The 20,102-nt window shown below is 41.5% G+C and carries 17 protein-coding genes; 2 read left to right on the forward strand and 15 right to left on the reverse strand.

Annotation, left to right across the window (positions count from 1 at the left end; genetic code table 11):
• Positions 1 to 120: 120 nt before the first annotated feature.
• Positions 121 to 435, reverse strand: a complete 315-nt coding sequence (locus CWC02_RS18545) for a DMT family transporter (protein WP_054554730.1) — start codon at positions 433 to 435, stop codon at positions 121 to 123.
• A gap of 193 nt (positions 436 to 628) precedes the next feature.
• On the reverse strand, positions 629 to 2,575 hold the full coding sequence (locus CWC02_RS18550; RefSeq protein WP_138619733.1) for a glycoside hydrolase family 97 protein: 1,947 nt from the start codon (positions 2,573 to 2,575) through the stop codon (positions 629 to 631).
• Between the two features lie 209 nt (positions 2,576 to 2,784).
• On the opposite strand from CWC02_RS18550, the gene CWC02_RS18555 reads away from it, so the two are divergent.
• On the forward strand, positions 2,785 to 3,678 hold the full coding sequence (locus CWC02_RS18555) for a substrate-binding periplasmic protein (RefSeq protein ID WP_249364138.1): 894 nt from the start codon (positions 2,785 to 2,787) through the stop codon (positions 3,676 to 3,678).
• A 40-nt stretch (positions 3,679 to 3,718) separates the two neighbouring features.
• On the opposite strand, the gene prpF is transcribed toward CWC02_RS18555, so the two are convergent.
• The 5 genes from prpF to CWC02_RS18580 all read right to left on the reverse strand — a co-directional run bounded on the left by prpF (position 3,719) and on the right by CWC02_RS18580 (position 10,414).
• A complete protein-coding gene (gene prpF / locus CWC02_RS18560; protein ID WP_138619735.1) occupies positions 3,719 to 4,888 on the reverse strand; it encodes a 2-methylaconitate cis-trans isomerase PrpF in 1,170 nt (389 codons plus the stop codon).
• A gap of 3 nt (positions 4,889 to 4,891) precedes the next feature.
• Entirely contained in the window at positions 4,892 to 7,483 is a 2,592-nt protein-coding gene (gene acnD, locus CWC02_RS18565; RefSeq protein WP_138619736.1) for a Fe/S-dependent 2-methylisocitrate dehydratase AcnD, read from the reverse strand.
• A 117-nt stretch (positions 7,484 to 7,600) separates the two neighbouring features.
• The gene (gene prpC / locus CWC02_RS18570; protein ID WP_138600115.1) at positions 7,601 to 8,725 is read right to left on the reverse strand and encodes a bifunctional 2-methylcitrate synthase/citrate synthase; all 1,125 of its coding nucleotides are present in this window, start codon (positions 8,723 to 8,725) and stop codon (positions 7,601 to 7,603) included.
• Positions 8,726 to 8,749: 24 nt separating this feature from the next.
• The gene (gene prpB / locus CWC02_RS18575; protein WP_054554724.1) at positions 8,750 to 9,625 is read right to left on the reverse strand and encodes a methylisocitrate lyase; all 876 of its coding nucleotides are present in this window, start codon (positions 9,623 to 9,625) and stop codon (positions 8,750 to 8,752) included.
• A gap of 84 nt (positions 9,626 to 9,709) precedes the next feature.
• Positions 9,710 to 10,414 (reverse strand): GntR family transcriptional regulator, encoded by a 705-nt coding sequence (locus CWC02_RS18580; RefSeq protein ID WP_138619737.1) that lies wholly within the window; start codon positions 10,412 to 10,414, stop codon positions 9,710 to 9,712.
• A 280-nt stretch (positions 10,415 to 10,694) separates the two neighbouring features.
• Between CWC02_RS18580 and rsmF the strand changes: the two genes are divergently transcribed.
• Entirely contained in the window at positions 10,695 to 12,134 is a 1,440-nt protein-coding gene (rsmF, locus tag CWC02_RS18585) for a 16S rRNA (cytosine(1407)-C(5))-methyltransferase RsmF (RefSeq protein WP_138619738.1), read from the forward strand.
• 258 nt (positions 12,135 to 12,392) lie between these two features.
• On the opposite strand, the gene CWC02_RS18590 is transcribed toward rsmF, so the two are convergent.
• Genes CWC02_RS18590 through fabF form a run of 8 tightly spaced genes read right to left on the reverse strand, consistent with a single transcriptional unit; the run spans position 12,393 to position 19,999 of the window.
• Positions 12,393 to 14,249, reverse strand: coding sequence for an alkaline phosphatase D family protein (locus tag CWC02_RS18590; protein WP_502705410.1), 1,857 nt, complete (start codon positions 14,247 to 14,249; stop codon positions 12,393 to 12,395).
• Positions 14,249 to 15,028, reverse strand: a complete 780-nt coding sequence (locus CWC02_RS18595; protein ID WP_138619739.1) for a TatD family hydrolase — start codon at positions 15,026 to 15,028, stop codon at positions 14,249 to 14,251. Before CWC02_RS18595 ends, CWC02_RS18590 begins: the two co-directional genes overlap by 1 nt.
• Positions 15,029 to 15,041: 13 nt before the next feature.
• A complete protein-coding gene (locus tag CWC02_RS18600; RefSeq protein WP_054554720.1) occupies positions 15,042 to 15,368 on the reverse strand; it encodes a PilZ domain-containing protein in 327 nt (108 codons plus the stop codon).
• Between the two features lie 8 nt (positions 15,369 to 15,376).
• Positions 15,377 to 16,270, reverse strand: coding sequence for a DNA polymerase III delta subunit-related protein (locus CWC02_RS18605; protein ID WP_138619740.1), 894 nt, complete (start codon positions 16,268 to 16,270; stop codon positions 15,377 to 15,379).
• A gap of 1 nt (position 16,271) precedes the next feature.
• Positions 16,272 to 16,898: a dTMP kinase gene (gene tmk, locus CWC02_RS18610; RefSeq protein WP_138619741.1), complete on the reverse strand. Its 627-nt coding sequence runs from the start codon at positions 16,896 to 16,898 to the stop codon at positions 16,272 to 16,274.
• An 18-nt stretch (positions 16,899 to 16,916) separates the two neighbouring features.
• Positions 16,917 to 17,894: an endolytic transglycosylase MltG gene (mltG, locus tag CWC02_RS18615; protein WP_138619742.1), complete on the reverse strand. Its 978-nt coding sequence runs from the start codon at positions 17,892 to 17,894 to the stop codon at positions 16,917 to 16,919.
• Positions 17,891 to 18,703: an aminodeoxychorismate lyase gene (gene pabC, locus CWC02_RS18620; protein ID WP_138619743.1), complete on the reverse strand. Its 813-nt coding sequence runs from the start codon at positions 18,701 to 18,703 to the stop codon at positions 17,891 to 17,893. Before pabC ends, mltG begins: the two co-directional genes overlap by 4 nt.
• Positions 18,704 to 18,760: 57 nt before the next feature.
• Positions 18,761 to 19,999 carry a beta-ketoacyl-ACP synthase II gene (gene fabF, locus CWC02_RS18625; RefSeq protein ID WP_138619744.1) on the reverse strand — a complete coding sequence of 413 codons (1,239 nt, stop codon included), beginning with the start codon at positions 19,997 to 19,999 and terminating at the stop codon, positions 18,761 to 18,763.
• Positions 20,000 to 20,102 lie beyond the last annotated feature (103 nt).

Consider the following 20,102-nt stretch of genomic DNA (forward strand, 5'->3'; position numbering starts at 1 on the left):
ATGTTCCAAATTTAAAATATGTAGTTCAGTTGTTTAACGCACTACTGCTTCAATCGTTTGCTCTCAGTCTCATACCCTGAATTAACGTTATGAAACTGAGTAGGAGCAGTAAAAAATTTATTAATTGGCGAGTTTCAAACCAATAATGCCAAGGGCGATCAGTAGCAAGCTGGCTATTTTTAATAGACTCACGCCTTCAGCTAATAGTGTCATGCCTATTATTGCTGAGCCAATAACGCCGATACCAACCCAAACCGCATACGCCAAACTAAGTGGTAATGATTTGAGTGCCACACTTAAGCAATAAAAGCTGGCAGCCATGGTTAAGATTGTAAAGAATGAAATGAGGGGTTTTGTGAAACCATCTGATTGTTTTAAGCCATAAGCCCAAGCGACTTCAAGTAAGCCAGCAGCAATAAGTAGGATCCAATTCATGGTCGACCTCTTTATGGGGTCGTCCCCGAATTTAATTTCAACTTTAAGGTCGTCCTCAAAGCGGTGTAGTACATCACTACACACGGCGCAATTTAGCACGCCCAAATTATCAAGGCAACTATAGCCACAAAAAAGCGAGCAATCTGCTCGCTTTTTTATACTTGGCTTTTATTCGTCGCCTATAAACTCACAGTTAGCGACCAATAATCAGTGCGCCACCTTGAGCTAATAAGTTTAAGGTTAACTTGCCACTGTTACTTACTGTGACTTGCATAGTACCAGCGCTGCCATCTTTTTTATCAAACAACAGGGTGATTTTTTTACCCGCTAACATAGGTAAATCAATATCTACTGTTTTGGCTTTACTTTCACCATTCACGGCTGCTACCCACCATGTTTGTTGATGACGCCTTGCGATCGTTGCATCTTGACCCGGCTGACCTGCAATATAGCGTGTTTCATCCCATACCGTTGGCATCGCCTTTAAAGTATCAATAACAAATTGGGGTTGCTCTGCAAGGTTATTTGGCGTCAGGCCAAAATGTTGCACTGGTGATTGATAAAGCACACCTGTTGCCAGTTCAAATGCATCTGTGGTTTTACGAATAGTGCCGACGGTTTGATCTTGCGATAAACGTTTGTTTAAAAACACTGGGGCAAAATCCATAGCGCCAATAGCATTACGAGTGAATGGTAAAATAGTCGCGTTATAGGCATGTAAATCTAACGAATTTTGATGAAAAACAAGGTTCTCCGATGCCAGTACCGCTTCAGAAGTGACGAAGTTAGGATACATTCTTTCCCAGCCACGCGGGATGGTGCTGCCATGAAAGGTGATCACTAAACCATACTGATTTGCATCTGTAAGAATATCTTCATACAGTTTAATGGTTTCTTGTTTATCACCACCAAAAAAGTCTACTTTCAGCCCTTTTACACCAATGCTTTGCAGCCACGCCATTTCATTTCGACGTGCAGGTGCACTGTTCATTCTATTTTGTGGGGTCTGTGGTGCATCATTCCACCAGCCATTTGAGTTGTACCACAAAATAACATCAACGCCCTTTCCATTGGCGTACTTAACCAATTCAGCCATTCTCTCGCGGCCAATGTTTTTATCCCACCAATTGTCGATTAATACATATTCAAAATTTAATGATGCAGCTAAGTCAATAAATTTGATTTGATCATCGTAGTTGATACTTGGGTCTTGCCAAACAATCCAGCTCCATGTTGATCGACCCATTTTATAATTTTGACTTGCTTGATAAAGTGGTTTAACCAAATCAAATGCCACGGTTGATTCAACAATTGGTTTTAAACTTGTTCCTAACGTGATGGTACGCCAAGGTGTGGTTGCTGGCATTGCCATAGCGGCATAAGTTGCACCAATGCCATTGTTTTCACCGGCCTGAGGAAATGAAATACGATATACACCGTCTTTCGTGCCTTCGCTTAATTTTGAGCCAACATAATGACTATCAACACCGGTTTCTGAAATTAATAACCAGCCTTTGTCGCTATTTTTAAATAATGCAGGAAAGGTATAGCCCACGCCGTTCGCTGACGGTGTACCAAGGGCTTCGTTAAAGGTGTAAGGCTCTTCGTAACTTGGTTTTGTTTGCATCCAGCCCGTTTCAGGTAAGGCTTGTGGGCTTATAAATGTAGTTGCATTATCTGGTAGGTTAAAAGCACTGTATTCAGCTAACACCTTGATACGGGTATCTGTTTCAGCTCCCGATATCTGATAACGAAATGCAACATCGCTATCAGACACATTAAACTCGACGCCAAGCATTCTGCCGTCTTGGTTTTCAAATTGCGCTTTGAGTGTATTCGCTGTGTAATTTACGTCACTTACCTTCGCATTATGCAGTTTATAGCTTTCATTGACTAAAGCAGTTGTATGGCTTTTATATTTGAGGCTTTGTGAAAAATCACCTAGGTTGGTATTTAAACCAAGCTTTGATTGCTGCAAAAAAACCTGCTTGCCATAATTTACGCTATAAACAAGCTGGTTTTGTTGTTTTTCGAGTTTTACAGTTATTTGTCCATCAGGGCTTGTAACGCTAAGCGGTAATTGTGCGTGAGCAAGCATAGAGCTTGTGAGAAGTGATATATAGAGACTTAGTTTTATCATTGTTGTTATCCTTAAGCTGTAAAAGCATTAGGTGATACCATAATACAAATGTAAACTTTTTGTCACTCAAGTCTACAACTATAAGCTGTGATCGAAAAATGTACTCCATTCGTTAAATATTGTTACAGTTCCTAGGTTGTATATTTACGGCAAAAGGCTAAGCTTTAGATAAATAACAAAAACTTAAACAATTTATGAAACTATTAACAGTGTTCTTTTTATTCGCCTCATATCAAGCCCTTGCGGGTCTAACACCTGTTAGTTTTGAAAAAAATGGTGAAATCGTCACTGAAGAAGCGGTGCGTTTCAACGGCGGATACGGTTATAACCTAAGTGCCAAACATGTTTTAAAGCTCGTCACTTTAGATTGGCCTCCTTATATTGACGAAAACTTGTGTAACAAGGGCTGGCTCTATCAATTTACTGTCAGCTCACTTCTTGAAAAAGGTTATGGCATACACATTGGTTTCTACCCATGGGCGCGTGCCGTTAGAGAAGCTGAATTAGGGCGCGCTGATATTCTTTTTCCTGAGTACTTCATTGAAGATGATGTTGTATCAGATAATTTTCTTAGTAAAACTCGCAACAATTTACTTGCTTTAAGTCATGAAATACCTGGTGGAGATCTATCATTCGTGGCGTTAAAAGGAAATCAAATCCCTTTCAATGGTGATTTAAAATCAGTTGAGAATTTACCTATTGGTGTAGTCCGCTCTTATAAAAACACAAAAAAACTCGATGCTATGATTGATAATAAAGAAATCGATACAATCGTCGCAAATAATGAATACCAGTTAATCCATCTTCTACTAAGTAATCGAGTAAGTCTGATTGTGGCGGACCTTGAAGTTCTTAAAGCCAGTGTTTATAAGTCTGAATTATCAATTAGCGGCAAACGACAAATTTTAGAATCACTGGTCGCGCTAGAACCAAAGCTTGAATACAAACCGCTTTATTATTCTATTAGTAAATCAACGCCGCACTGGCAAAAAGTTTTACAAGATTTAAATGATGAAATTGAACTGATGCAACAAAGCGGCAAGTTTGATGAATATATTGAAGAAATGAAACAACAGTGCTACGGATCAGACAAAGCGGCGTAACCGCCGCTTTATTTTGATTATATCAGTACGCGATTGAGTACTACTCGGGCACTCTAACCCAGCCTTCCATCAACACACGCGCACTTCGGCTCATACTTGCTTTAGTGACTTGCCAATTGCCATCAACAAGTGTTGCAGCAGCGCCGACTTTTAAAGTGCCAGAAGGATGACCAAAGTTTACCTCTTGTCGCTCACCACCGCCTGCCGCAAGATTTACTAAAGTTCCAGGTATGGCAGCTGCAGTACCTATTGCTACCGCAGCCGTGCCCATCATAGCATGGTGCAATTTACCCATCGACATAGCACGTACCACTAAATCAATATCTGTACCACTGACAACTTTACCGCTTGATGCGTGATACGTTTTAGCAGGTGCTACCCAAGCTACTTTTGGCGTATGTTGGCGTGCCTTTGCTTCATCAATATGAGAAATTAGCCCCATTTTCAACGCCCCATAGGCGCGAATTGTTTCTAATTTTTCAAGTGCCGATGCGTCACCATTTATGGCTTCTTGAAGCTCTGTGCCATCGTAGCCAACTTCACTGGCGTTAATGAAAACTGTAGGAATACCCGCATTGATCATCGTTGCAGACAACATACCAATACCCGGCACTTCTAGCTCATCGACTAAGTTACCTGTTGGGAATAAGGCCCCTTCGCCATCTGCAGGGTCCATAAATTCAAGTTTTACTTCAGCGGCTGGAAAGGTCACGCCATCAAGCTCAAAATCACCGGTTTCTTGCACTTCGCCGTTAGTAATTGGCACATGTACTATAATGGTTTTACTAATATTGACTTGCCAAACTTTAACTTCGACAACGCCGTTGTCTAAAATTTTGCTGGCATCAACAAGGCCGTTCGACACAGCAAAGGCTCCGACTGCAGAAGTTAAATTTCCGCAGTTACCACTCCAATCAACAAATGCTTTATCAATAGCTACTTGACCAAATAAATAATCAACATCGTGATCAGGTTTCGCGCTTTTTGATAATATTACCGTCTTACTGGTGCTTGAGGTTGCACCGCCCATACCATCAGTTTGTTTTTGGTAAGGATCGGGGCTACCAATCACACGTAACAACAGGTTATCGCGCGCCTCACCTGCCACCTGGGCAGGCTCAGGTAAGTCAGTTAAGTTAAAGAAAACCCCTTTACTGGTGCCGCCACGCATATAGGTCGCTGGCACCTTAATTTGTGGTTTAAACGCCATCGCTTAGTGCTCCTCAGATTCTAAAAAATCTTGCGCGAAACGTTGCAGTACACCACCCGCTGAATAAATTGACACTTCTTCAGCGGTATCTAAACGACACGTCATTGGTACTTCAACGGTTTCACCATTGGCACGAGTAATTACTAATGTCAGTGTTGCGCCTGGTGTTGGCTCACCTTTGACACTAAAACTCTCACTACCATCAATACCTAGCGTAGTTCGTGTCGTGCCTGCTTTAAACTCAAGCGGTAATACGCCCATACCAATTAAGTTAGTGCGGTGAATACGCTCAAAGCCTTCTGCTGCAATCACTTGAACACCAGCTAGGCGAACACCTTTTGCAGCCCAGTCACGTGACGAACCTTGACCATAATCGGCACCAGCTACAATGATAAGCGGTTGTTTGCGCTGCATGTAGGTTTCGATAGCTTCCCACATACGCGTCACTTTGCCTTCTGGTTCAATGCGAGCATATGAACCTTGCTTCACTTCACCATTTTCTTTAACCATTTCATTCAATAACTTAGGGTTAGCGAATGTAGCACGCTGTGCTGTTAAATGGTCACCTCGGTGAGTAGCATAGGAGTTAAAATCTTCTTCTGGGAGACCCATTTTAGCCAGGTATTCACCAGCAGCACTTGACGCTAAAATCGCATTCGAAGGTGATAAGTGATCAGTAGTGATGTTGTCGCCCAACACAGCTAATGCACGCATATCACTAAGAGAGCGTTCACCCGCTAATGCGCCTTCCCAATAAGGAGGACGACGAATATAGGTACTTTGTGGACGCCATTGGTAAAGTGGATCGTTGTCTTCACCGTAATCTACACTTAAGTCAAACATTGGCTCGTAAACCTTTTTAAATTGTTCAGGTTTAACACTTTGTTTGATCACCGCATCAATTTCTTCATCTGTTGGCCATAAATCCATAAGGCGAATTTCGTTACCTTGTTGATCATGCCCTAATACATCTTTTTCGATATCAAAACGAATAGTACCGGCGATAGCATAAGCAACAACCAGCGGCGGTGAAGCTAAGAATGCTTGTTTAGCATAAGGGTGAATACGGCCATCGAAGTTACGGTTACCCGACAGTACAGCGGTTGCGTATAGGTCGCGGTCAATCACTTCTTGCTGAATTTTAGGATCAAGCGCACCACTCATGCCGTTACAGGTTGTACACGCAAAGGCAACAATACCAAAGCCAAGTTGCTCAAGCTCAGGTAACAAATTAGCTTCTTCTAAATAAGACTTAACCGCTTTAGAACCCGGTGCCAGTGATGTTTTAACCCATGGCTTACGAGTTAACCCTTTAGCGTTAGCATTACGCGCAAGTAAACCTGCGGCAATAACATTGCGTGGATTACTAGTATTCGTACAACTTGTGATTGCAGCAATTATACAGGCACCATCTGGCATTAAGCCTTCTTCATTCTCAACAACGCCAGTGATACCCGCTTTATCAAGATCGCTAGTTGCAACACGGCGATGTGGATTCGAAGGGCCCGCAATATTGCGACCAACTGATGATAGATCAAAGGTTAACACACGCTCATATTCAGCCGTTTTAAGGCTATCACTCCAAAGGCCAGTCTCTTTTGCGTAAGTTTCGACGAGTTTAACTTGCTCTTCTTCACGGCCAGTTAAACGTAGGTAATCAAGTGTGTTGTCATCAATGTAAAACATCGCAGCTGTTGCGCCAAACTCCGGCGTCATATTAGAAATAGTTGCTCTATCGCCTAATGTAAGTGCATCGGCACCTTCGCCATAAAACTCAAGGTAGGTCGATACAACTCTTTCATTACGTAAAAATTCGGTGATCGATAATACGATATCGGTTGCAGTAATACCCGGTTGTGGCTTGCCTTTAAGCTCGACACCCACAATATCAGGTAAACGCATGTAAGATGCACGGCCAAGCATCACGCTTTCAGCTTCAAGACCACCTACACCGACTGCAATAACACCTAATGCATCGACCATAGGTGTGTGGCTATCTGTACCAACTAATGTATCTGGGAATGCCACGCCGTCACGTTTTTGGATCACAGGCGACATTTTCTCTAAATTGATTTGATGCATTATGCCGTTACCCGGCGGGATCACATCAATATTTTTAAATGCTGTTTTCGTCCAATTAATAAAGTGGAATCGGTCATCGTTACGACGGTCTTCAATAGCACGATTTTTTTCAAATGCGTCAGGTTCAAAACCTGCGTGTTCAACCGCTAATGAGTGGTCAACAATTAACTGAGTTGGTACCACGGGGTTTACTTTTGCAGGATCGCCGCCTTTTGCAGCAATGGCATCACGTAGGCCTGCTAAATCAACTAACGCTGTTTGACCTAAGATATCGTGACACACAACGCGCGCAGGAAACCATGGAAAATCTAAATCACGCTTGCGGTCAATCAATTGCGACAATGCATCATTTAGCATTTCAGGGTCACAACGACGAACTAAGTTTTCGGCAAGTACTCGCGATGTATAAGGAAGTGTGGCATAGCTGCCCGGTTTAATTGCATCAACAGCAGCGCGCGTATCAAAGTAATCGACGCCGGTGCCTGCTAATGGTTTTCTAAAATTTGTATTCATGATGATTCTACTTGTACTTGGTGACGGTGAACAATGGTGGGCTGATTGTTTTTGTATTTATTTCGCCCCTTCATAAAGGGGCAGCCAAGCCACCCCTATCACTGATTTAATTAACGATTAACGCTCAGAAATTGGCGTGTAGCTACGCGCTTCTGGGCCAGTATAATCGGCACTTGGGCGAATAATACGGTTATTAGCACGTTGCTCTTTCACGTGTGCTGTCCAACCTGTTACACGGCTCATCACGAAAATTGGCGTAAATAACTTAGTTGGGATACCCATGAAGTGATACGCAGATGCATGGAAGAAATCAGCATTACAGAATAATTTCTTTTCACGCCACATAACTTCTTCACATCGAACAGATACAGGATATAGAACATCGTCACCCACTTCTGCAGCCAGCTTTTCTGACCATTTTTTGATGATCACGTTACGTGGATCTGATTCACGGTAAATAGCGTGACCAAAGCCCATGATCTTGTCTTTACGCTCAAGCATGCCCATCAGCGCATCTTCAGCTTGGTCTGCACTTGTAAAGCCTTCAATCATATCCATAGCCGCTTCGTTCGCACCACCATGAAGTGGACCACGTAAGCTACCAATTGCACCCGTTACACAAGAGTGAATATCAGACAATGTTGATGCACACACACGCGCAGTGAATGTTGATGCATTAAACTCATGCTCTGCATAAAGAATTAAAGACACATTCATTACTTGCTCAAACAGTGCTGATGGTGCTTCGTCATGTAATAAACGTAAGAAGTGTGCACCTACCGAATCATCATCTGTTTCAGTTTCAATACGAACGCCGTCATGGCTAAAACGATACCAGTAACAAATAATGCTTGGGAATACGGCAACCATGCGGTCAATCGCATCATTCGCCTCTGAGAAGTCTTGCTCCATTTCTAGGTTACCTAGCATTGAACAACCCGTACGCATTACATCCATTGGATGCGCGTCTTTAGGAATGTTCTCAAGCACTGTTTTAAGTGCATCTGGTAAACCACGTAGTGATTTTAGCTTTGCTTTATATTCAGTCAGCTCAGACTCTGTTGGTAATTCACCGCGCGACAGCAAAAAAGACACTTCTTCAAACTGCGCTTTATCTGCTAATTCACTAATATCATAACCACAATAAGTTAAACCTGAACCTGACTTACCTACTGTACACAGAGCTGTTTCACCTGCTACTTGACCACGTAAACCTGCGCCGCCTAATGCTTTATCTACCATGAGTGTTCTCCTTATATGTTGTCGTTATGATTTTTTAGCTGAGAAAAGGTTATCGAGTGTGTTTTCATATGAGTGATAATCTAAAAACTCATATAATTCTGCACGTGTTTGCATATTGTCTACTTGGCTTTGTTGCGAGCCTTCGCTAAGAATAGACGAATACACATTAAGTGCGGCTTTGTTCATCGCTCTAAATGCACTAAGTGGATAAAGTACAATTTCAACACCCACTTCGCTCAATTGCTCAGTTGTATAAAGCGGTGTTTGGCCAAATTCAGTGATATTCGCAAGAATTGGCACATTTAAAGCTTTAGCAAACGCTTGGTAATCTGCTAAATCATGTACCGCTTCTGCAAAGATCGCATCTGCGCCAGCTTCAACACACGCTGCTGCGCGGTCAATCGCGGCATTTAAGCCTTCTTTTTGGAATGCATCAGTACGCGCCATAATATAAAAATCACTGTCTGTTTTGGCATCAACCGCCGCTTTAATACGGTCAACCATTTCATCTTTAGACACGATCTCTTTATTAGGACGGTGACCACAACGTTTTTGTGCTACTTGGTCTTCAATATGGAAGCCCGCTGCGCCTGCTTTGGTCATTTCTTTAACGGTACGAGCAATATTAAAAGCACCGCCCCAACCTGTGTCAGCATCAACAAGAAGCGGTAAGTCGGTAGCGCTGGTGATTCGACGAATATCTTCAAGTACGTTATCAAGGCTAGTCATACCTAAATCTGGCATGCCGTATGATGCGTTAGCAACACCCGCACCTGAGAGGTAAAGTGCTTGGTGGCCTGTTTTCTCTGCCATCATTGCGCAGTACGCGTTGACGGTGCCAACCACTTGCAATGGCTTGTTGTTGGCGATTGCCTGTTTGAATTTTAATCCTGCTGACATTGGATAACTCCTATCTTTGAACGGTTTCAGCTCTTTGGCTAACTCTATTTTTTAAATCTAAATTGTGACTGTTTAACTACGGCGCTACTGATTTTTTGCTGCGAGTAAGTCAAACTTCGTCTGAATATTTGCCTGAGACGCACTGATATGGCGCTTCATAAGCATTTCGGCTAATTCACCGTCATGGTTTTCAATGGCATTAATAATAGCCAAGTGTTCATCAAACGCTTTTGATACACGTGGCCCAACCATCCCCATTTGTACACGGTACATACGAATTAACTGGTACAACTCATTACATAACAGATGAATTAAGTGTGCGTTTTTCGACCCTTTAATAATGCGATAATGAAAATCAAGGTCGCCCGCTTCTTGGTAGTATGATTCACCTTCTTTTACACGCTGTGTTTGTAAGTGCTGATTCAATAACTGTTTTAAACCCTGTACTTCTTCAGGTTCCATGTTGTCGGCAGCTAACCGACAAGCTAGCCCTTCTAAGGCACTACGAACCTGATAGACTTCGATTAAACGCTCGGCGGTTAGCGCAACAACACGACAACCGACATTTGCTTTACGCTCTACCAAATAACAGCTCTCTAAACGATTTAGTGCCTCACGTAAGGTGGCACGGCTTACACCATAGCGTTTAGCAAGTTCTGGCTCAGAAACTTTGCTACCCTGCTCGATGGTGCCTTGGACAATTTCACGACGCATGTCGACAAACACTTGGTCTGATGCTGTTGTTATCGTGATATCGTTGTAGTTATCGTTGGCTTTTTGCTCTGTCATAATAGGTCTATCAAAGTACTAAATTAAGATTGTCGACAATTTGTGAGTTCACTATGCGCCCTATCATTGAAACTGTCAACCTTGAGATCGGAAAAACAGGCTAAAAAACCAGCGAAATGTCGACATAAATTGATATTTATCAAAAATAATGGCTATAAAGAACATTTATATTAGCAATGTGTCGACACTTCAATCTCACTGTTAAAAAGCTAAAAATATCCCCTGATAGCGCTATAAATGGTATGATCCAGCTATTATTACGTGATGTGAGAGCCATTTAGTGGACGCTAATACATATATTCCTGACTCATTTATTGATGATGTAAAAAGCTACCTTCCTGAACATTTATCATTAGACGACTTTATTGCAGCCTGTCGCCGCCCACTAAGACGATCTGTTCGCGTAAATACATTAAAAATGTCAGTCGATGAATTTCAGCGTCAATGTGCCAAAAAAGGATGGGAGTTAACAGCAATTCCATGGTGCGAAGAAGGGTTCTGGCTAACACGACCAAGCGACGAAGAAGCCGCCCTTGCAATCGGTAATACCGATTTACATTTAAGTGGTGCTATGTATGTGCAAGAAGCCAGCTCAATGTTACCGCCGGTAGCACTAAGAGCCGAAGTTAAGCAAAGCGATGCAGTACTTGATATGGCATCGGCACCGGGTTCAAAAACATCACAAATTGCCGCCATGATGGATAATAGTGGCGTGTTAGTGGCCAATGAGTTGTCATCGTCACGCTTAAAAGTATTGGCTGCAACCCTCAAACGTATGGGTGTGGGTAATTGTGCATTATCACATTTTGACGGTGTGATATTCGGGGACTACATGTATGAGTGCTTCGACAGCATTTTGCTAGATGCCCCGTGTTCAGGTGAAGGCACGGTTCGTAAAGATGCAGACGCCCTAAAGAATTGGTCAATCGAATCTAATATTGATATTGCTGCTGTGCAAAAAGCCCTTATCAAAAGTGCCTTTTATGCCTTAAAACCAGGCGGCACATTAGTCTATTCGACCTGTACTTTAACACCCCTTGAAAACCAACAAGTGTGTGAGTATCTATTAGCAGAGTTCCCTGATTGCATCGAAGTACAACCGCTCGACAGCCTGTTTGATGGCGCAGACAAAGCGACAACCAGTGAAGGTTATTTACATGTTTGGCCGCAAACTTACGACAGTGAAGGTTTCTTCATCGCTAAATTTAAGAAAGTAGCATCAAGCGATAACCCAAATCAAAAAGTTAAAAAAGGCGCATTTCCGTTTGCTGAATTTGATAAAAAGCAAAGCCAAGCGTTTATGCAAACAATTAAAAAACAGTTCGGTCTAAAATCACTTCAAGGCACCTTAATGCAACGTGATAAAGAGCTTTGGTTGTTTCCTGATGGCTTTGATGAACTGCATGATAAAATTAAATACTCACGTTTAGGTATTCAACTTGGTGTGATCCACAAAGGCGGTGTTCGCTTAACTCACGAGTTTGCCACTGTCTTTGGCCAAGATTGCGATAAAAATACCTTTGAGATGTCTGCTTGCCAAGCAAACGATTACTTTAACGGTAAAGATATTAGGCTCGAAAAACCAACGCAAGATAATGGTGAAGTAGTTTTAATGTTATGTGGTTGTCCGGTAGGCCTAGGTAAGTGGCAAAAGAATAAAATTAAGAACTCATTACCTCGTGATTTGGTCCAAAATGCCCAGTTGATAACTTGGGTATAAGTTGCGCATAAAGACTGTATAAATAAGGCGCTAATTTAGGTAAAAAGCTGTAACAGACTGATTTTAAACCAGTATAAAATTTGTACATTTACCGTGCAATTTCCTGTTGATTAACTACACTTAAAAGTACTTTCTACTTCTCCCTACTGAATTTAGAAGGTGTTTTTTTTATAGTTAGCGCAGGCTCACACGAGCCACCCCCTAAGCCCAGAACAATGCGGATTCGTTCTGGGCGTTTTTTTATTCTAATGTATTCGATTAATTATCGTTTAAATCGAATTCAGTTATTTGGTTATCAGCGTGAATAAGTTCATATTTAGCAAGTAAACCGTCATTGAGCTCAATTAAGCTGATAGCCGCATTACTGACCAAATACTTTTGTCCTTCGCCTTTGGTTTGATGTTTATCAACTTCCATTTGCCAACGTTTAGTGAAAAAGTTAAGTGGGCTTTTCGGGGCATATAAAATTGAGTCGAGTTTATCGAGTACATTAATAAGTTTGCGTGGGAACTCATTTTTAATACCACTGGCAGTCAACTGCCAAATTCGGTTTTTATGTTTACCAAAGCGCTTTTGCACTGAAAAACAAAATGAATAATGGACATCACCAGAGAGGATCAAGGTTTCTTTTGGTGTATCTTCACGGCGAAAAGTATCTAGCAGTTTTTTAGCAGAACCTTCATGGGCCATCCAGTTTTCAACATCAACCAACAATGGCTGCCCGCAAAAATTAAAAATAGCTTGGATTGCTTCAATCGATTTAACACCAAACACCGGTGCTGGAGATACAATAATCACTTTATCGTGAGACAATAAGCTTTCTTCTAATTCAGTGAGCCTTTCCCAATCAAGTAAGCCTGATGGTTCATTGAAATTTTGCTCATTACGCCAGCGATGGGTTCGGGTATCGAGAACCACAACTTTGGGGATGGTATTAAGCTCGTAATGCCAATGGTTAAAATTGAGTATTAGCTTATCAAAGTCTTTAAAATGCCAGCTCTGTTGTTGCAGGCTTTGTTTAAAACTGGGTAATAAAGACAAAGTGTTATCACCGGCATCATTACCAATCCCTTGCATTAACCAATAACTAATCAGGCCATTATTTACAATACGACGGCTAGCTGGGTGCTGATAAATAGCTTGCTCCCACCCTGCTGTTAAGTTCCAATCATCGGTGACATCATGATCATCAAACATCATTAGTGTCGACACATTGGCGAATAACCTTTCAACACTCTGAAGGCCATTTGCAAAGCCAACCAGTGCGTCCTTTTCAAGTTTAAATAGGTTAGCGTATTTAGGGGCTAATGCTGGGCATTCAATTGATTCAAACTCAATTAGCTGCCAAGTAACAGCACTGAAGTTTAATAAATATAGCGCTATAAATTCTTGAAAATGAATTAAATGGTTTTCAGCTTTTAAGCTTGAGAAGTGTGGCTCATCTTTTTTAAGCCAATAACCAACACCAAATTTGCTCCGTTTTTGCCAAGGTACTTTGGGTAAGTGTAAATGGCGCTGATAAAGTTGCTGCTCGAACCCTGCTGGTAAATCTAAATCAAGCGCTGGCTCTTGAAATACACCAAATAGACTAATCACTTTTTCAATCGCGAGCAGCATAGGCCCTGCGACATCATCCGCATATATTTGATCGCCAGATAACAATAATAGATCAGCACCTGCATTAAGTGACTGGCGCTGATCATTTTGCCAATTATCTGCAGCTACAAGGCTATCTTTTGCAGGATGATGAGGGTTACGACACGAACCATGCAGAATTCTATCGAGTCGATTTGGGATCACAAATGCAGGAGATTCTGCACGTTCATAGCAATAAGACGATAAATCAAGGCTTTTTTCTTCATCATGTAATGAATAGTAGATCAGTGAGTCAACTGCAAACTGGCCATTGACAGGCATGACATTGATGAAATTTAAGTAAAGATGTTGCCCTAATTGGATGGACTCTAAGTTCGAGTATGTTTCAACTCCGCTAAACTCAATTCGGTAGTGGCAAGGCCTAGTTGTAACAAATTGAAAGCACACTCGCCCTGCATCTGCTCGGCGTACCATTGGCCCCATTACTAACTGAGGTAAGTTCGATACGCCGTCCACTATTATGCCCTTTTAGCTTGATTAAACAACGAATAAAAGTTGTTAGTTGTTGCTTCAGCTAATTCGTTAAAAGTAAGCCCTTTTAACTCAGCGATGTAGTAAGCCACATCTTCAACATAGGCTGGTTGATTTGTTTTACCACGATATGGAACAGGCGCTAAATACGGTGAATCTGTTTCGATTAGTAAGCGATCTAGCGGAATTTGCTTTACAACGTCTTTTAACTCTACGGCATTTTTAAACGTAACAATGCCCGAAATCGAAATATAAAAGCCCATATCAATGGCTTTTTTGGCCATATCCCAGTTTTCTGTAAAGCAATGCAATACACCACCACACTTCTCGGCATTGTGAGCGCGCATTAAGTTGATGGTGTCTTCTCTGGCATCTCGTGTATGAATGATTAGCGGTTTATTGAGCTCATTAGCAACCTCGATATGACCAACAAAGCTTTCTTGCTGAACAATATGGGTCTCTTTTGAGTAATAGTAATCAAGACCCGTTTCGCCAATTGCCACCACTTTGTCGTGGCTTGCATGTGAAATAAGCTTTTGCTTATCGAGTGCGTCTTTTTGATCAAGTGGATGCACACCGCATGATGCAGAAACATCTGGATAGTGTTTAATTTTATCCAGCATACTTGGGAATTGATCTAAAGTTACGCTTACACATAAAAAGTGTTCTACTTTCTTAGCGCGAGCGTTTTCAAGTACTTGGTCTAAATTAAGGTCGAGTTTATCGAAATCAAGCCTGTCTAAATGACAATGAGAATCTACAATCATGGTACTACTTTTATTACATGGTATAGGTCGGATTGCCTGAGTTTAACATAGTACCGAGTAGTTTTTCGATTTTGGCATTTAAATTGGTTTTATCATCGATAAAATTCACACCAATACCTGGCGGGTTTGAGCTTTGCGCACCTTGTGGTGTGATCCAAGCAACTTTACCCGTTACGACATCATCTTCGAGTGCATCTGGTAATGTTACTTTTAAAGCCAATGAATGACCCATTTCAAAGCGCATATTAGTGCGCACAAACAAACCACCATTTTTTAGATAAGGCATGTAACAGCGATATAATTCTTCCAAGTCTTCGATATCTACTAATAATTCTTGCACGATATATCCTAATTTTGACTTTCACGTAAAGTAAACGCTAATTGTGAAATGGCTAGTTCCATATTTAAGCCAAGCACATGCGAGCTGTTATAAAGAAACTCTGAAATAGCAGATTGTGCTTTTTGATAATTGAAAAAGTCCATTCCTAATACTAATTGCGTTTTAAGATGCTCTGTTAAAAACAAGGCAAATACATTAACCAAGCTATGATCTTTATTAAGGATGTCGACTAACGCACTGAAATTATGGCTGTCTTTTATCTCAGTTGCAAATTTAAAGAGTGAATCAATAGCTTCAAGTTGGTTATCATTTTGCCACTGCTGAACAAGCAGTGGCTGCCTAGCGAATAACTCTAACCATGAATAATTAGCAATGTTCAGTGATGCTAACCATTGTGTTGTATATTCTTGGTTAACCTTTATTTCGTGTACCGCACAGCGACTTAAAATTGTTGCAGGTAATAATGCTGTTTGTTCGCACGTTAACAATAAATAACGGCGCAAACTTGGCTCTTCAAGGGTTTTTAATAAAGCATTAGCCGCTGCAGTGGTCATTTTGTGACACTGTTCAAGCACCACTACTTTGTTACCATTTTGCGCTGCTGAATGGTTGATAAAATCACTGATCTCCCGAATTTCATCAACGCCTATTGTTTGGCCTTCTACTTTTACAACGCGTTTATCAGGATGAGTACCCGCTTGATTTAGTTGGCAGCTTTTACAATTGCCACAGACTTTTAAGTTTACAGGTGACGCACAAAGTAACCCATCAGCGAGCGAATCGACTAAACGTTGCTTGCCAACTCCTTTATCACCATTAAATAGCTGTGCATGATGAAAGCGTTGCTGTGCTAAACTTTGCGCAAGTTGCTGATAAAGCCCTTCAAGCCACGGCAAAGGCATATTAATTTAAACCTGCAAAAAAGTTATCAAGCACAGTTGTGATTGCCGCATGTACTTCTGGCATTGTTTGGTTTGCATCCACAGTTTTGATACTGCTATCAGTTTTAGCTATTTCAAGGTAGCGTGCGCGAGTGCGCTCAAAAAAGTCTAATGCTTCTTGTTCGATACGATCAAGTTCACCACGTCCTTTAGCGCGAGCAAGACCCACAGCTGGGTCAATGTCTAAATAAATGGTTAAATCAGGTTTTAAACCATTTAGCACCATATCAGCTAAAAAAGAGAGTTTAATCTGTTCAATACCACGACCACCACCTTGATATGCTTGTGATGAAAGATCATGGCGATCACCTAAAACCCAAGTGCCCTTTTCAAGTGCCGGATTAATAACATTAGCAACCAATTGCGAACGTGCTGCATACATGATTAACAGCTCTGTTTCACTCGTCACTGTTTCTTGGTGAGCCTGTTTGACGATATTACGCAGCTCTTCAGCCATAGCTGTACCGCCAGGCTCACGTACATTAATAAAATCGACTTGCTTGTTTTCTAAATAAGCTTGGCATACGGCAATAGCCGTTGATTTTCCGGCCCCTTCTAGGCCTTCAATCACTATAAATTTCGCTGTCATATGACTCAATTCTGGTTGTTAGTTTAATTGGTACTGCTTTACCGCTCGATTATGTTCTTGCAATGTTTTCGAAAATTGATGGCTGCCATCCCCTTTCGCAACAAAATACACATATTCAGACTCAGGTGGATTAACCGCGGCCAAAATCGCTGCTTTCGAAGGCATGGCTATGGGTGTTGGCGGCAAGCCTTTTATCTTATACGTGTTATACGGTGTATAGGTTGTTAAATCTTTTCGTTTTATATCGCCATCAAAATCAGCACCAATACCATAAATAACCGTTGGATCGGTTTGTAAGCGCATATTGGTTTTTAAACGATTGGTAAATACCGCAGAAATTAATGGTCGCTCAGAAGCAAGGCCCGTTTCTTTTTCGATGATAGAAGCCAGTATTAACGCTTCATACGGTGAGCTTAATACTAAATCTGGCGCTCTAGTTTGCCATGCGGTGTCTAATTCCTGCTGCATTTTGTTGTATGCGCGTTTTAATAAGCCGCTGGCACTATCTTCGCTATGGTAGTGATAGGTATCAGGGAACAACCAGCCTTCTAAATTCTCTTGCGTGTTACTTATCTGCGTCGCTAAATTTTCTGTATCTAAGTCTTGGCTTAAATGCGCTTGCTTTTGAATATTAGCAACAACGTCACGAAGTGGCTGACCTTCAATAATTGTGAAGCTAAAGCTCACTTGTGCACCTTGATTGATACGACGAATATTATCAATCACAGCGCTTGTATCCAGTTCATAAAGACCCGCTTTTAGATCAGTAAGCGTAGGATCTAATTTAGCTAGTACCTGAAATTTAAAACAGCTATCAACCCACTGCTTTGAATGCCATGCTTGGCAAAGTTGATTAAAGCCGGTGCCACGCTCCACTTTAAATAAAGTACTATTTCCAACTTTTAACGGCATTTTTAATGCTGATTGAAGTTGTTGATAGCCAATACCACAACATAGCAATGCTAATAACAGCACGCTAACAATGACTTTTATCACACACTCTCCTTGGCAAACTGCGCCGTTAATAGCGCTTTACTGCATTCAATATCAAACTGTGTATCAGCAATTCGTGCAACGGGCACCACGCCCATTAAACTATTACACATAAATACGGCATCCATAGCTAAAAGCTCATCTAATTGGATTGCTTTAAATTCAATGGCTAACTTATCACATAAAGCGCTGAGATAAACCCCAGTGATACCGCAGCGGTCTAACTTAGGTGACATAACTTGACCGTCTTTAATAGCAAAAATATTTGCAGCAGAGCACTCAATCACATTGTTATCATAATCAAGTACAACAACGTCATCACATTCAAGGCTGCTCATTTGCTTTTTGATAAGCACTTGCTCTAAACGGTTCAATGTTTTTAAGCCTGCAAGTAAAGGTTGATGTGCAAGTTTCACGTCACTGATTTCAAGGTTTGCCCCCTGCTGCTGCCAACTTTTATAGTGTGAAACTGCAGGCATGGTACTGATCAGCACTTGGATACTTGGTGTGTCTGGTAAGCCATAACCACGCCCACCTGCACCACGGGTGACAACTATTTTTAAAATACCGGTTTGTGTATCACTGATTACGTGGTTAACTTCACGCTCAATTGCGCTTAAATCTAATTCGGGGAAAAATAGTCTTTGCGCGCATTCTTCTAAACGCGCTTTGTGTAAATCCCAGTGCTCAACGACAGAATTCATCACAGAGGCTGTGGTAAAAAAGCCATCACCATAATTTAAGCCACGATCTTGCGTGCTTATTGTGGTGTCTGGTGTGACTATTTTTATTGTTTGTTTTAATTTATTCATACAAAAAAGCCCAGTTAAACAACTGGGCTCTTCTTTTTAGTCCGTTGTTAAAAAGAATTATACCTTTTTAAACAGCAACGAGCCATTAGTACCACCAAAACCAAATGAATTACATAGTGCGTAATCCAATTTAGCGTCACGTGCAGTGTGCGGTACGTAGTCTAAATCACAGTCTTCATCTGGGTTATCAAGGTTGATTGTAGGGCTTACTTTCTGGTCAACAAGTGACAAGATAGTAATAATTGACTCTACCGAGCCTGCTGCACCTAACAAGTGACCCATCATTGATTTAGATGAACTTACCATCACATCTTTCGCTGCATCGCCAAAAATAGTTTTAACAGCGGATGTTTCGGCTTTATCGCCTGCATTCGTCGATGTACCGTGAGCATTAATGTAACCAACTTGGTCTGCATTAACTTGTGCATCGTTTAGGGCATTTTCCATCGCTAGAGCTGCGCCTGCACCGTCTTCAGGTGGAGATGTCATGTGATATGCATCGCCACTCATACCAAAACCAACGAGTTCAGCGTAGATCTTCGCGCCACGTGCTTTAGCATGCTCATATTCTTCAAGTACGATAACACCAGCACCATCAGCAAGAACAAAACCATCACGGTCTTTATCCCAAGGACGAGATGCTGCTTGTGGATCGTCGTTACGAGTTGATAATGCACGTGCCGCATTAAAGCCACCCATACCAATTGGTGTCGATGCTTTTTCAGCACCACCGGCTACCATTGCATCTGCATCGCCGTATGCAATCATACGTGCAGCGTGACCAATGTTATGTAGACCTGTAGTACAGGCTGTAACGATTGAAATATTAGGGCCACGTAAACCGTGCATAATCGATAAATGACCAGAGATCATATTGATAATGGTCGAAGGCACGTAAAACGGAGAAAGCTTACGCGGGCCGCTATTTAATAGTTTGATGTGGTTTTCTTCAATTAAAGTTAAACCACCGATGCCAGAACCCACTGCTACACCAACACGAGTGGCGTTTTCTTCAGTGATCTCTAGACCAGAATCTTGTAGTGCTTGTACACCCGCTGCAATGCCATATTGGATAAACAAATCCATTTTCTTTGCATCTTTCGGTGACATGTAAGCTGATGCATCAAAGTCATTCAGCAAACCTGCGAATTTGGTGCCGAAACTTGAGGTATCGAAATGCGTGATAGTTTGAATACCACTTTTACCGTTTAACAAACCTTGCCAAGTAGATTCAACATCATTACCTAGCGGTGTCAACATTCCTAAGCCAGTTACGACGACTCGACGTTTAGCCACGGGTTGCCTCCAATAAGGAAATTATTTTAGGTGGGGTGTATACCAAATTTATTAGTATCATTCTATAGATAGACTAAGGGCAGCTTAATGCTGCCCTTAAAAT

The sequence above is a fragment of the Pseudoalteromonas sp. S2721 genome, assembly GCF_005887425.1.
Classification (GTDB): Bacteria; Pseudomonadota; Gammaproteobacteria; order Enterobacterales; family Alteromonadaceae; genus Pseudoalteromonas; species Pseudoalteromonas simplex.